Annotated in this window: 11 protein-coding genes, 1 pseudogene and 1 riboswitch; of the genes and pseudogenes, 9 read left to right on the top strand and 3 right to left on the bottom strand. The window is 43.2% G+C overall.

Annotated elements, in window-relative coordinates:
* The first annotated feature begins 33 nt into the window (after positions 1–33).
* The 7 genes from GZ22_RS13180 to GZ22_RS13210 all read left to right on the top strand — a co-directional run bounded on the left by GZ22_RS13180 (position 34) and on the right by GZ22_RS13210 (position 9,728).
* The gene (locus tag GZ22_RS13180) at positions 34–2,220 is read left to right on the top strand and encodes an alpha-galactosidase (protein ID WP_038563348.1); all 2,187 of its coding nucleotides are present in this window, start codon (positions 34–36) and stop codon (positions 2,218–2,220) included.
* A gap of 113 nt (positions 2,221–2,333) precedes the next feature.
* On the top strand, positions 2,334–4,670 hold the full coding sequence (locus GZ22_RS13185; RefSeq protein ID WP_038563349.1) for a GGDEF domain-containing phosphodiesterase: 2,337 nt from the start codon (positions 2,334–2,336) through the stop codon (positions 4,668–4,670).
* Positions 4,671–4,680: 10 nt separating this feature from the next.
* Positions 4,681–5,652 (top strand): DUF2268 domain-containing putative Zn-dependent protease, encoded by a 972-nt coding sequence (locus GZ22_RS13190; protein WP_038563352.1) that lies wholly within the window; start codon positions 4,681–4,683, stop codon positions 5,650–5,652.
* Between the two features lie 131 nt (positions 5,653–5,783).
* A riboswitch (SAM riboswitch) is annotated at positions 5,784–5,893 on the top strand.
* Positions 5,894–5,974: 81 nt separating this feature from the next.
* Positions 5,975–7,000 (top strand): methionine ABC transporter ATP-binding protein, encoded by a 1,026-nt coding sequence (locus GZ22_RS13195; protein WP_038563354.1) that lies wholly within the window; start codon positions 5,975–5,977, stop codon positions 6,998–7,000.
* Positions 6,991–7,653 carry a methionine ABC transporter permease gene (locus GZ22_RS13200; RefSeq protein WP_038563357.1) on the top strand — a complete coding sequence of 221 codons (663 nt, stop codon included), beginning with the start codon at positions 6,991–6,993 and terminating at the stop codon, positions 7,651–7,653. The genes GZ22_RS13195 and GZ22_RS13200 overlap by 10 nt, the downstream gene beginning before the upstream one ends.
* Before the next feature lie 5 nt (positions 7,654–7,658).
* Positions 7,659–8,519, top strand: coding sequence for a MetQ/NlpA family ABC transporter substrate-binding protein (locus GZ22_RS13205; protein WP_038563359.1), 861 nt, complete (start codon positions 7,659–7,661; stop codon positions 8,517–8,519).
* 3 nt (positions 8,520–8,522) lie between these two features.
* Entirely contained in the window at positions 8,523–9,728 is a 1,206-nt protein-coding gene (locus GZ22_RS13210; RefSeq protein ID WP_038563362.1) for a M20 family metallopeptidase, read from the top strand.
* Between the two features lie 33 nt (positions 9,729–9,761).
* Here GZ22_RS13210 and GZ22_RS19125 read toward each other — a convergent pair.
* Positions 9,762–11,185: pseudogene (locus GZ22_RS19125) on the bottom strand (aminotransferase-like domain-containing protein).
* A 112-nt stretch (positions 11,186–11,297) separates the two neighbouring features.
* Between GZ22_RS19125 and GZ22_RS13220 the strand changes: the two are divergent.
* Positions 11,298–11,912, top strand: coding sequence for a LysE/ArgO family amino acid transporter (locus GZ22_RS13220; protein WP_038563363.1), 615 nt, complete (start codon positions 11,298–11,300; stop codon positions 11,910–11,912).
* 29 nt (positions 11,913–11,941) lie between these two features.
* Here the strand turns inward: GZ22_RS13220 and GZ22_RS13225 are convergent, their stop codons facing one another.
* Positions 11,942–12,229, bottom strand: a complete 288-nt coding sequence (locus GZ22_RS13225; RefSeq protein WP_038563366.1) for a hypothetical protein — start codon at positions 12,227–12,229, stop codon at positions 11,942–11,944.
* Between the two features lie 256 nt (positions 12,230–12,485).
* On the opposite strand from GZ22_RS13225, the gene brnQ reads away from it, so the two are divergent.
* Positions 12,486–13,799 carry a branched-chain amino acid transport system II carrier protein gene (gene brnQ / locus GZ22_RS13230; RefSeq protein ID WP_038563368.1) on the top strand — a complete coding sequence of 438 codons (1,314 nt, stop codon included), beginning with the start codon at positions 12,486–12,488 and terminating at the stop codon, positions 13,797–13,799.
* A 36-nt stretch (positions 13,800–13,835) separates the two neighbouring features.
* On the opposite strand, the gene GZ22_RS13235 is transcribed toward brnQ, so the two are convergent.
* Positions 13,836–14,255, bottom strand: a complete 420-nt coding sequence (locus GZ22_RS13235; RefSeq protein WP_038563371.1) for a DUF4064 domain-containing protein — start codon at positions 14,253–14,255, stop codon at positions 13,836–13,838.
* Positions 14,256–14,371 lie beyond the last annotated feature (116 nt).

Consider the following 14,371-nt stretch of genomic DNA (forward strand, 5'->3'; position numbering starts at 1 on the left):
TTACCAATTACAGTTTAAAGGGGTAGAAAAGCGATGGCTATCAGATTCGATGAAGAACAGCGTATTTTTCATCTGCAGGGTAACTCAACCAGTTATGTTATGCAGCTGGAGCGGGATGGTTATTTGACGCACCAGTATTGGGGAAAGAAAATCCGGCAGTATCGTAATAGTAATCGGCAGCAGTACATAGATCGTTCATTTTCTCCTAATCCATATCATCGGGACAGGACTTTTACGTTGGATGTTTTGCCGCAGGAATACCCGCAGTATGGTAATTCGGATTTTCGGAAGCCAGCCTACCAGATTCAGTTGGAAAATGGATCGACGGTGACCGATTTGCGATACAAATCACATCGTATCTTCAGCGGTAAGCCAAAGCTGGCAGGGCTTCCTGCAACGTATGCTGGTCAGGAAGGCGCAGAAACACTGGAGATTACGTTGGAGGATGAATTGCTTCATTTGGAAGTAATATTGCTCTATACAATTTTTAGTCACTATGATATTGTCTCGAGATCTGTGCAATTCCGTAATAATGGCAAACAGAAGCTAAAGCTCTTACAGGCTGCTAGTGCAAGTGTAGACTTCCGTCGGTCGGACTTTGACATGCTGACTATGCCAGGAGCATGGGGTAAGGAAAGGCATCTTGAGAGACGTGGCCTGCAGACAGGTATTCAGTCTACAGAAAGCACGCGTGGAGCAAGCAGCCATCAGCAGCATCCATTTATCGCTTTGATGGAAAAACACGCAACAGAAGAACAAGGAGAAGTGTTCGGTTTCCATCTTGTCTATAGCGGTAATTTTCTTGCTCAGGCAGAAGTCGATCAGTTTGCGACGACTCGGGTGACAATGGGTATCAATCCGTTCGATTTTACGTGGGTTCTGGAGCCGAACGAAACATTCCAAACACCGGAAGCAGTGCTTGTTTATTCTGCGGATGGTTTGGGCGGAATGTCGCAAACGCTGCATGGATTTTATCAGCAGCATTTAGTAAGAGGAGAATACAGAGATAAAGAGCGTCCGATTCTGATTAATAATTGGGAAGCGACATATTTCGATTTTGATGCAGAGAAAATTGAGGGAATCGCTAAGGCTGGCAGTGAGCTGGGAATCGAACTTTTCGTATTAGACGATGGCTGGTTCAAAAAAAGGAATTCAGATTCTACATCACTGGGAGATTGGTTCGTTGATAAGACGAAGCTGCCGAACGGACTTGACGATTTGGCCCAACGTGTGAACGATTTAGGCATGGGATTTGGGCTTTGGTTTGAACCGGAAATGGTATCGGTAGACAGTGATCTGTACCGGGAGCATCCAGACTGGTGCCTGCATGTGCCAGATCGCTATCGTACAGAAAGCCGCGATCAGCTCGTACTTGATTTTTCGCGACAGGACGTTCGGAAAGAGATTATAAAACGAGTTGCCGACATCCTGGAAAGTGCTCCAATTACTTACGTGAAATGGGATATGAATCGGCATCTTTCTGAGGTTGGTTCTGCCTTACTTCCAGCTGAGCGTCAGCGGGAAACGGCGCATCGTCATATTCTTGGCGTCTATGAAGTGATGGACGAGATTACCTCACGTTTTCCGCAGATCCTGTTTGAGAGTTGTTCAGGAGGAGGCGGACGTCATGATCCGGGAATTCTGTATTATATGCCGCAGGCTTGGGCAAGTGATAATACAGATGCGGTTGAGAGGCTTAAAATCCAATATGGTACAAGTCTGCTTTATCCGATTGCCTCTATGGGTTCTCATGTATCGGATGTGCCGAATCATCAAGTGCATCGTTTTACTTCATTGGAGATGCGGGGAGACGTCGCGATGGCAGGGAATCTAGGGTACGAGCTAGATCTCACAAAGCTTACTAACGAGGAGAAGGAAATCGTCAAACAGCAGATCACTTCTTATAAAGAGATCCGCAGACTCGTGCAGTTTGGACAATTTTACCGATTGAAAAGCCCGTTTGAAGGTAATGAAACTGCCTGGATGTTTGTGAATGAAAACAAGACCGAAGCTTTCATCTGTTATTATCGTGTGCTGGCTGAGCCGGCAGCACCGCTAGCTTCCTTGCGGATGAAAGGGTTGGACGATGCCAAAGACTACCGAATCATTGGCACAAGTGAAATATACAGCGGTGATGAACTGGAGTACAGCGGTATTCGTATACCTACAGACCTCATTGGGGACTTCGTAAGTTATACCTGGCATCTAAAAGCTGAATAGAATTAAAAGTCGCATTTTTAATGCGACTTTTTTTATTTTGCTGTATAGGAAAAGAGGCTTGGTTATCGTATACTTTATCTACTATTTCAAACTATTAAGAGAGAAGGCAGCTGTTGGAGAAGACAAATAAGAGAAACATCAAAGCATATACAACCTTTGTTTTTATATTCCTGCTTTTTTCTGCAGTTTATTTATTTCTATTTCGCCAGGAACCCGGGGAACTTGCGATAGGTTCAGGTCTCTTTGCAATCATCGGTTCAGGTCTGCCGGCATTTTGGGCTTTTCGTGCTTATAAAACAGCTGAGCGGAAAATGCGGCGGTTTTGGCTGTTTCTATGCTTTACGCTGCTGGGCTGTCTGTTAGCCACAGTGAGCTCCTATTTTTATAATTTTCATATTGGAATGAATGACATTTTGATAGCAGCATCAGATATATTTTGGAATGTGTCGATTATCTTCTGTTTATTTGCATTTCTGTACCTGATTGAACAAAAAGCGGGAGAAGTGACAATTTACGAAATTGTTTATGATGCTGTAATCATTATCGTTGCTGCGGCTTGTTTAAGTTGGGAATTCTTGATGAAGCAAACTTGGGTTCAATTGACCCAGGATGGATTTATCATCCAGCTTTTCGGTATCAGTCATCCAGCTGGCGATTTGATTGTACTGTTTTTCTTGATTTGTGTATTCAATGCACTCAGTTATCAGCGCTTGTCAAAGGCATTAACATGTCTCTATGTTGGCTTTTTGCTCTTCTTGATCTCAGATACCATCTTTTTGTATTTGGGTTCACAAAATATGTATTACTTCGGACATCCAATTGACTGGCTCGGTACAGCAAGTTTGCTTGTCATTGGTGGTGCAGCTTACTTTGCGGATGATCTTGATGCACTGAGCAGGCAGGAATCTCTTCCTGCAAGCACACCGTTATTTTCGGCACGTCTATGGTTTTCCAATATCAGCGTTTTGGTTTTACTTGCTCTTATCGTAGCCAGAGGCGGCGGATTTGATTTAATAGCGGTTGGCTGTATCGTTTCTACATTACTAATCATCTTTCGACAAATGTATACGATGTTCCAGAATAGAAAACTCATGCTTGAGCTGGAAGGTAAGGTACTAGAGCGCACAGAAGAGCTGTTTCAAAAAAATAAGGAATTGGAAGCTTCCATCGAACGAACGGAATTCCTGGCTGCTCATGATCCGCTGACAGGACTTCCGAACCGCCGTGAATTTGATCGGATAGCTTCAGAATGGGTAGCAACGGATAAAGGCGACTTTTCCTTGCTCTTTGTGGATATGGATCATTTCAAATGGGTAAACGACACGATGAATCATGGTGCCGGGGACATGCTGCTGAGAAAGGTGGCAGAACGATTGCAGGAGAATCTCGTGTCAGGGGCAAAGGTGTTCCGTCAAGGCGGAGATGAATTTCTTATTCTGCTGCCTATTACCGAAATTCCTAAGATAGAAAAGGCTGTATATAACTTAATTCAATCACTGGAACAGGTATTTTATCTTCATGGAAAAGAAGTATTTGTTTCTGCAAGTATCGGAATCAGCTTATATCCGCAACATGCTGAAGATGTCAAACTATTGACTATTAAGGCGGATACTGCCATGTATGCAGCTAAGAAAAGTCACGGAAAGCGTTGGCTATTTTATGATGAAACGTACCTTCCTGCAGAACAATCCAAGCTCGAGCTTGAGAAGGAGATGCGGTATGGACTAGAAAGAGGAGAGTTCTGCCTTCACTTTCAGCCGCTTTATTATCTAGATACAGAAACTGTTTCCGGTGCGGAGGTATTAATGCGTTGGCAGCATCCGGAGCGAGGGTTGCTGTATCCAAATACATTCATTCCGCTTGCTGAGGAATCTCGTTTCATTATCCCCCTTGGAAAGTGGATGATCAGAGAAGTTTTCAGGCAATGGCGATGCTGGAAAACGCAAGGGTATGAACCGATTAGTCTTGCTGTAAATATATCAGTCAATCAATTCCTTCATCCTGATTTTCTTGCCGAATTAGAGGATGCGCTGCTTGAGTATGAGATGGATCCTGCTTATCTGGAACTGGAAATCACTGAAAACATCCCGTTTTGTGACTCCTATGCCATATCTGTTCTGGAGCATATTAAAAAGCTTGGTATTCGCATCAGCATCGATGATTTCGGTACAGGCTACAGCTCTCTTCAGTACATCCAGCGCCTGCCTGTTCATACGTTGAAAATCGATCGATCTTTTGTCTGCGATATGATGCACAATCGAAATAATAAAGTGTTGGTGGAAACTATTTTGGCCATGGCAAAGCAACTCGATTTGGACGTAATTGCTGAAGGCGTGGAGGAACAGGAACAGCTTGAATTCCTGAAGGAAAATGGCTGTACATTAGTGCAAGGATATCTGATTGGGAAACCGATGGAGGCAGTGGAATTTCGTTCGCAGGAGCTGAAATAGGAGGGTATAAATGAAAAAAACACTTCTCTTTTTATTACTTGTTTGTCTTGTTGGATGCAGTCAAGAGTCTTCGGAGGTTGTATCTAAACCGGAACAGCCCCCGCTTGCAGAGGTGAAAGATGTGACCACAACATTCTCACACCCTGATACAAATCAAGTATTCAATATCATCCGAACAGATCAGTTTATGCAGAACTATGCAGAAAAGGTAAACCGTGACCCTGAGCAATATGATAATTATAAAACCTACGCAGAAACCTTTGTTGAGCCGTTGATGGAGTTCTGTTTAGCTGACGGTGCTTCCAAAGCAGATGCGTTCAGTGTTGGTGTTTTTAAGGAACAACCTCATGCTAACAGATTGGGTGAATTGGAAATGCTCAGCGAAACTATGGATGAAGAGCAAGTGACAGAACAAGTAAAGGAAGCGCTGATTCATTCGGCATCGATCCTGCCGGGTGAAGAGGAGACGACAGTTTGCGTGATTCCGACAACAGAGGCAAGTGGTGTCGATTACTTAGGTTATGCATATTCAGCCGGACAAATATCCATTTACGTTAACGCAGAAATGGACTATAGTACCCTGGTAACGACAGTGGCCCATGAATACAATCATAGTATCCTTTTTGAACAGTTTCCGGCGGTTGCTGAAGGGAACACATTGCTGGATCACCTCGTATTCGAAGGGAAAGCTGTATTCTTTGAAGAGGTTGCTTATCCCAAAGAATTCGACAGGGAAATCTATGAATATGATAAAGCACTATGGCGGGAAGCTGTAGAACATTTGGACGAAGAGAACTTGGCGGCAAAGGAAGAAATCATGTTTGGGAGCGAGGTATTCCCTGACATCTACGGATATAATGAAGGCTATAAGATTCTTGCTGAGTATTTAGAAAGACACCCCGATTTAGAGATCGAGGAGTGGATGGCTGCCAGTCCGGAAGAGATTTATGAAGGAAGCGAATATGCATCTTATTATGATTAAAGGGTTGCTCTATTGCAGCCTTTTTTATGTGGTCAATCCCGCAAGAAAAAGAATTTTCAAAAAACCAATTGACATCTGATTGGAAAACCCATAACATGGTAATCAAATCTTACAACTACATACTTGTTTTATTCTTATCCAGAGAGATCGAGGGATCAGGCCCTATGACGTCTCGGCAACGGGTTTACACAAATACCGTGCCAATTCCTGCAAACGCCTATGAGCGTTTGGAAGATGAGAATGGGGAAGTTTCATACGTGGAGCCCTCTTTTTTCTGGATAAGGAAAAAGAGGGCTCTTTTGCGTTGATGGGAGGAAAAGTAATGATAACGTTCAAGGATGTATCAAAGACATTCACAATCGGAAAACGGGAGGTGCATGCTGTCCGAAATGTGAATCTGACAATCGAGGAAGGAGAAATATTCGGCATCATCGGTTTCAGCGGAGCTGGTAAAAGTACATTGCTGCGGTTAGTGAATGTACTGGAGAACCCGACGGCTGGAGCTGTGGAAGTGCAAGGGGTGGATTTAGCTAGTCTTCGCCCAACTGAGGTCAGGAAAGTTCGCCGCAGGATAGGGATGATCTTTCAAAATTTCAATCTTTTAACCTCGCGGACTGTTGCTGGTAATGTCGCTTATCCTTTGAAACTGGCAAAAATGCCGCGAGCAAAAATAAAAGAGAGGGTAGAAGAACTTCTCCGTTTCGTTGGACTGTCAGATAAAGCAAAGGATTATCCAGAACAGCTGTCCGGAGGGCAAAAGCAGCGAGTAGGTATTGCTAGAGCACTAGCTACTTCACCGGATATTCTAATTTGTGATGAAGCAACCTCAGCATTGGATCCTGATACAACTGGAGAGATACTTCGCCTTTTGAAAAAGGTAAATAAGGAATTCGGCATCACAATTCTACTGATTACACATGAAATGCATGTGATTCAATCAATCTGCGACAAGGTTGCTGTTATGGAGGATGGCGAGGTCATAGAATCAGGAGGAGTATTTGATACATTCACAAGTCCTGTCCATCAGACGACAAAACGATTCATCCGCTCCGTGCAGCAGGATCTTCCTTCTCCGTCATTATTGGATGAGTGGCGTCAAAAAGGCGGGAAGCAGCTGTACCGGATCATCTTTAAAGGAGAGGTAGCAAGCGATCCTATCTTATCCCGGGTAACGAGGAAGCACGATATTGACGTGAACATCGTCTATGGTTCTGTCCAAGAGATTCAGGCTAAATTTTACGGCAATTTACTTGTCAGCTTTGATGGTGAAGAAGGAAAAACGGCTAGTGCAGTAAAGGAATTGGATGAAATTGTACAAATAGAGGAGGTGGACGTAGCATGGGCGTAGATTGGCAGACTTTTTGGCCTCGCATCGTTGAAGCAACTGGTCAGACGATCCTGATGGTAGCTGTCACTTTGGTGATTGGTTCAATTTTCGGCATTGTTATCGGTCTTTTACTTTTTGTAACACGAAAAGGAAACATTATGGAGAATGCTTTTCTTTATCAAGTTATCAATTTTCTAATCAATATTATCCGTCCGATTCCCTTCATTATCTTCTTAGTTGCGATTAGTCCACTTACCAGAGAAGTGATCGGTACGACCATCGGGACGTGGGCAGCTATTTTTCCGATGAGCATTGCTGCAGCATTCAGTATTGCGCGGGTTGTGGAAAACAACTTCATCAGCATTGATCCGGGTGTTATCGAAGCTGCCAAGGCTATGGGTGCCAGTCCGCTTCAGATTATTTATACCATACTTATTCCGGAAGCACTCGGTCCGCTCGTTCTCGGATTGACGTTCATTACAATCAGTCTGATTGATTTCTCCGCGATGGCAGGAACTGTCGGTGGTGGAGGTCTCGGACATGTGGCGATGACATATGGATATCAACGATTTGATACGAGTGTCATGATTGTTACAGTCGTTATTTTAATTGTGCTAGTCCAGCTTGCCCAATGGGTCGGCAATACACTTTCAAGAAAAATTTTAAGGAGATGATCGACATGAAAAAAACTCTACTTGGAATCATTTCGTTAGCCTTTTTGTTTATCCTTGCAGCATGCGGAAGCAGTTCAGCAGATGGCAGTCAAACAGTTAAAATCGGTGTGACAGGGTCTGATGGTGACCAATGGCCAATCCTGAAAGAAAAGGCGAAGGAAGAGGGAATCAATATCGAACTTGTGGAATTCTCCGACTATACATTGCCAAACCAAGCGTTGGCCAACGGTGAAATTGACATGAACTCATTCCAGCATATCGCCTTCTTAAGTCAATATGCCAAAGAAAATGGTGATACTATTGTGCCAATCGGTTCTACTGTCATTGCCCCAATCGGAGCTTATTCAGAGAAAATCGAAAGCCTTGATGAATTGAAGGAAGGCGACAAGGTTGCTATCCCGGATGATCCATCTAACCAAGCTAGATCGCTGCGAGCTTTGGAAGCAGCTGACGTTATTAAATTAGCGGATGACTTCGGCCAGTTCGGAGATCCTTCCAAGATTGTAGAAAATCCGAAGAACATTGAGATTGTACCTGTTGTTGCGCAGCAAACGCCACGTGTATTACCAGATGTCGCAGTATCATTTATTAATAATGGTATTGCAGGTCAAGCAGGTCTTAATCCGAAAGAAGATCCGATTTATCTGGAGAATGCTAATGATGATAGCATCACACCGTTTGTAAACGTCTTTGCAGTAAATAAAGACGATGAAAATAATGAGACGTACCAGAAAATTGTTGAGTTATATCAGGATGAAGCAGTGAAGGAAGCTGTAGATAAGGATACAAGTGGTGGCTCTATCGTAGTGGATGTGCCAAAAGAAGAGTTGCAGAAGCATTTGAAAAGACTACAGGAGGAGGAATGAAACATGAGTAAATCTGTCACCGAAGTAAACCGAGTTGCACTGCATTTGGACGCAAATGGGGAAAAGTATATCCAGACAAGTCAGGCCATCCATGCTAAACCGGAAATCGGCAATCAGGAGTTTTTCGCCAGCGAAACACTTGCTGCATTGCTGGAAGAAGCGGGTTTTCAAGTAGATAAAGGAGTGGCAGGGCATGAAACAGCATTTTATGCGCTGAAGGATAGCGGTAAACCAGGTCCGCGTATCGCTTTCCTCGCCGAATATGATGCACTGCCTGGAATAGGGCATGCGTGCGGCCACAATATTATCGGCACCACTAGTACAGCAGCTGGTATTGCCTTGGCAGAAACATTGGACCAGACAGGCGGAAGTGTAGCTGTTCTCGGTACACCTGCTGAGGAAGGCGGCCCGAATGGCAGTGCTAAAGGAAGCTTTGTGAAGCATGGTTTGTTGAAGGAAATTGATGCGGCTTTGATTATTCATCCTTCTGGCAGAACGAGTGTCACTGGCGACTTTCTTGCAGTTGATCCGCTTGATTTCCATTTCTACGGAAAGCCAGCTCATGCTTCCGGCTCGCCAGATAAGGGAATCAATGCTTTGGATGCTGTAATTCAGCTTTTCAATGGAATCAATGCATTACGTCAGCATTTACCGCAGGATGTGCGCGTGCACGGCATTATTCCAAACGGTGGGGATGCACCAAACATTGTACCGGAATACGCATCTGCGCGCTTCTTTATCCGGGCAGAAACATGGACAAAAGCACAAGCTGTTTCCGATAAAGTAAAGAATATAGCCAAAGGAGCTGCATTAGCTACAGGAGCTAGTGTCAAAATAGAAAGATTCCAAAATGAAGTGAAGGATTTTGTCCTCAATCCAGTGCTGGACCAGGTGCTCAAGGAAGAATTAGAGAATGTAGGAGAGTATGTTCATTTGAAGAAAGGCAAGGGGCGGGGCTCGACTGATACAGGTAATATTAGTTATGAGGTACCGACTGCACATCCTTATATTCAAATTGGACCAGAAGATTTAATTGGCCATACAGAGGAATTCAGAGAAGCTGCTCGTTCGGAAATTGGTGATGCAGCTGTATTAAAAGGAGCCAAAGCATTAGCGCATACAGGTTACCGGTTGCTGACAGACAAGGAACTCCTGAAGCAGGCTAAAGCTGCTTTTGAAGAGAATAAGACAAGAAAACAAGTTAAATGAAGACGGCCCGTCAGGAATTTCCTGACGGGTCTATTATTTTTGTATGCTCCTGATTAAGGATGCTAGCTGTTTTAACGAATACTCCAGCTGATCAATCGATGCATAGGAATAGGATATACGAAGATGATGTGAATCGTTTCGATCATATATTTGACCAGGATTAAGCAAGATACCTTGCTGAAGCGCTCTTTCAAAAAAGGTGTGAATTGGGACGGACTGATGTAATCTCAGCCAAATGTAGAAGCCCCCTTGCGGCTTGTTCCAGCTTGCAATTTCTTTGAAGTGATCTTGTAAAAGCTGCAGGACAGCATCTCGGCGTTTTCTCAAAGCGTCCCGTATTTTTTCAGTGGCTTGTAAATGGATGCCGGTAGCCAGCCAACGCTCTGCGACATATTGGGATAAGCTGCTTGCTCCATAGTCTGTCTGCATTTTACTGTCAGCTAGCCTGTCAATAACAGGTTCAGGTCCTGCGATCCAGCCAATGCGTATTCCGGGACTCACTGCCTTTGAAAAACTGCCTGTATATAACACATTTCCTTGTGTGTCTAATGCTTTTAGTGGTGGTGGAGGTGGTGCATCTAACCACAAATCATAATAAGCATCATCCTCGATAATCGGCAGGGAAAGCTGCTGGCATGTCAGCAGTAATCTCTGTCGCTCTGCCTGGTTCCATAGCCGGCCAGTGGGGTTGCGTAAAATAGCGCTGCATCACTTGTGCGCATATATTGTCTGATTTGCTGTGTAATATCTATTTCCTTTTTTGCTAATCCGAAAATATTGGTGCCGGCAGATTGGAACACTGGAACAGATTGAATATAAGAAGGAGATTCATATAGGATAGTAGATCCTTTTGCGAGCAATCCGCCAGCAATCAGTTGAAGTGCTTGGAGGCTGCCGGATGTAATGAGTATGGCTGCTGGTGATACATGAATTTCCCTGCTTTGCAGGTATCGGCTTAACTGCAGTCGAAGTGCGTAGCTCCCTTTCGGCTCGGAATAACCTAATGGTATTGTGTCTGTACTGTGCAGCAGGCTTGTAATTTCTTCACTGGGCAGGAGTTCTGGCGCTAGTTCTCCTGTGCCAAGTCGAATGACAGACGGATCTGCTTCTGCCAGATTAATCGCTTGAATCAATTTGAAATTTGGTTCATACATGCCGCTTTGGACATAGTTTTGCCAATCAGGTGACGGCGCGGCGAGCAGATTCCATGTTGTATTACTAACTGTCGTTCCACTGCCTGTCTTTGTCTCAAGGAGTCCGTCTGCAGCCAATTCTCCCAGCGCAGAAACAATCGTACTGCGGTTCACATCGAATAGTTCTGCCAGTTTGCGCTGTGAAGGAAGCTTAGTCCCGATGGTCCATTCACCATTTTTTATTTTTTCTTTTATGTACTCGATGATTTGAACTTGAATCGGTATATCCAAATCTCGATTTGGTTTCCAATCGATGTGTGCCATTTTATCCCTCCTTCCTTCAGTATACTAAAATTGGTTGGGTAAGAAACCAACCAATTGGAGGGGGACATTTTTATAATGTTCCTTTAAGCTCAGTAATGGAAGGAGGGAGAAGATGGAACCGGTCATTCACGGAATCATCCTTGCATTTGGTCTCATATTACCGCTTGGCGTTCAAAATGTTTTCTTATTCAATCAGGGCATCATACAAAAGCGGTTTATTCATACGTTGCCGGCAGTCATTACAGCAGGAATGGCAGACACAATTATGATTTCAATCGCTGTAACGGGAATTTCTGTACTCGTTTGGAGTATACCTTGGATTCAGGCAGTGCTATATGCAGTAGGGTTCTGCTTTTTAGCTTATATAGGATGGAGCCTCTGGAAATCAGCTCCTGAAAGCGTACAATCAGGGGAAGAACGCTTTACTCCTCGAAAACAGATTATCTTTGCAGCATCTGTATCCTTGCTGAATCCACATGCGATACTTGATATAGTTGGTGTTATCGGGACAAGCTCCCTTGCTTATACTGGTATGGAAAAATGGAGCTACACAATAGCATGTATTGTCGTATCTTGGATTTGGTTCTTAGGTCTAGCTGCTGCTGGTAGATTTATTGGGCAGTTGGATGCACAAGGTAAGATGCTTGTGGTGCTCAATCGTATATCCGCTTTGCTTATATGGATAATGGCAATATTTATGCTGATTCGACTAAGTAAGTTTTTATAAATCAACCTCTGCCACATGGCGAGGTTTTTTTATGAAAAGTCCCGCTTCTCTCTCCGAAATACTCTCCAAGTTGTCTTTGTAGCAGCATAACTTCCAATGGCAGCATAGCCGTAAAAATAACCCATGAAAATACCAGCAATTAAATCATGCGGGTGACTGTAAAAAATCGAGATTGCCAGTCCGATTAGAATGGCGATTGTAGGCACATACTGCTTTGGTAACGGTAAAAACAGTTTAAGCAGTTGTGTGAGGACAAGTGTTATTGGGATGCCAATAACAGAATCCCAAAAGTTTGTCTGAATGTTAGGGAAGTCCATAATCATGTTCCTTTTATGCTTATTGTCGGAAACAGCCTATAATTTATTCGTATTTGTTCGTAATAATGCGAATCCTATGTTTGAAAAATTTTGTTATACATATATTTACAGAAGATTCCTTACAGAAACTCCTTGAATGTTGCACAATTCAGTATTATACTAACCAGTATTGTGTCAGAAAATCTGACGAAAATTATAATTACATCAATATTTTGTTATTTATCAGACTATTCGAATAGTTAGTGGAGGTTTTTTTGTGTCAAAGAAAGTACCAGGTTCATTTACCGTCATCCTTGGTTTGATGCTCTTTGCTTTGTTCTTTGGAGCGGGTAATCTGATCTTCCCGCCGATGCTTGGGCAGCAAGCCGGTGAAAATATATGGATAGCCAATGCAGGGTTCCTTGTAACAGGTGTAGGCTTGCCGCTTATTGGTATCATTGCTTTCGTCTATTCAGGCGAAAGAGATCTAATGGCATTATCGAGCAGGGTGCATCCAATCTTCGGGATCGTCTATACGATCATTCTATATCTAGCAATCGGGCCATTCTTTGCGATACCGCGTGCAGGGAATGTATCCTATGAGATTGGTTTAAAACCATTCTTATCAGCTGATCCTGGGCCGCTTCCATTGGTTTTGTTTACTGTTCTTTTCTTTGTAATAACTTGCTTGTTATCGTTGAATCCTACTAAGATCATCGATGTTATCGGGAAATTCCTGACACCAATCAAGCTTGCTTTTATCGGTTTGCTTGTTATCGTCGCTATTATCTTCCCGATCGGAAAATTCCATGCACCTCAAAGTGAGTATACGGCAAATGCATTCTTTAAAGGATTCCAAGAAGGTTATCTGACTTTAGATGCGCTAGTGGCTTGTGTGTTCGGAATCATCATCGTCAATGCTTTGAAAGATAAAGGCATAACGAATAAAGCCTCGGTCATGAAGGTTTGCTTATTAGCAACTGCTCTTGCGGCTGTTGTCCTGGCAGTGATTTATACAGCACTTTCCTTTATGGGTGCATCCAGTGTCAGTGAGCTCGGTTATTTGAGTAATGGTGCTGAGATTCTTGCTGATGTATCTGATTATTACTTCGGTTCATGGGGTATCATCTTCCTTGGATTGATGATCACAGTTGCCTGTCTTACGACAAGCGTTGGTTTGATCACATCCTGTTCGACGTTTTTCCATGAATTAATGCCGCGTATTTCCTATCGGACGTTTGCAATTGTGCTATCTATCTTTAGTGCGATAGTAGCGAATATCGGTCTTACAGAATTAATTTCAATTTCAGTTCCTGTTTTGATGGCTATTTATCCGATTACAATCAGTCTGGTGTTCCTTACATTTCTTCATCCGTTATTCGGCGGAAAGCGAGAAGTATATATCGGCAGCCTTGTACTGACGTTCTGTGTGAGTATCTTTGATGGCTTCAATGAAGCGGGACTGCAGATAACTGCAGTTAACGACCTTTTCCAAACAGTGCTGCCGTTCTATGATGTAGGTCTTGGTTGGGTGGTGCCTTCCATCATCGGTGGTTTGATTGGATCGCTTGTATCAAAAGTTAGAATCTAATAGTAAAAGTCTTCTCCAGTGCAGGAGAAGACTTTTTTATACGGATCTCTTTTTTAGCATACCGCCTGCAATGAATAAGAGCACAGGAACGATAATCGTTACCAAAGATAAGACTCCTGCGCTGAATAGTGTCAATGCAGCGCCTTTTGGCTTTTTAGAAATAATGGTATAGCCGATTACTACAATAATAGCAATTATGGCTATATATATGGTAGGAATGACAAAGAATACTTGCAAGGCAGACATTGTTTCAGCGGCCATCTCATCAGCGCTGATAGAAGGAGTTTCCCCGTTATCAAGTGTTCTTTGATACTTTGGGTCGTTTTCAAGATAGCGGGTCACGGCCTGTTCCATGGATTGATTTTGTGGCAAAGTGATTGTGAAGAATAGACTAGCGATAAAGATTAAAGTCAATAAAACTAATGAGATCATCGTTAACGTTTTAGGTGTTTTCATATATTATTACCTCCATTTTCCAGTATAAGTATTGGAAACCATTAAATGAATAGGACGGAAGGCGTATCTGTCATTTTCTTGTCAAAAATGAAGAAGAAGGTTTACTGAAATTGTGT

The organism is Terribacillus saccharophilus (assembly GCF_000725365.1).
Classification (GTDB): domain Bacteria; phylum Bacillota; class Bacilli; order Bacillales; family Amphibacillaceae; genus Terribacillus; species Terribacillus saccharophilus.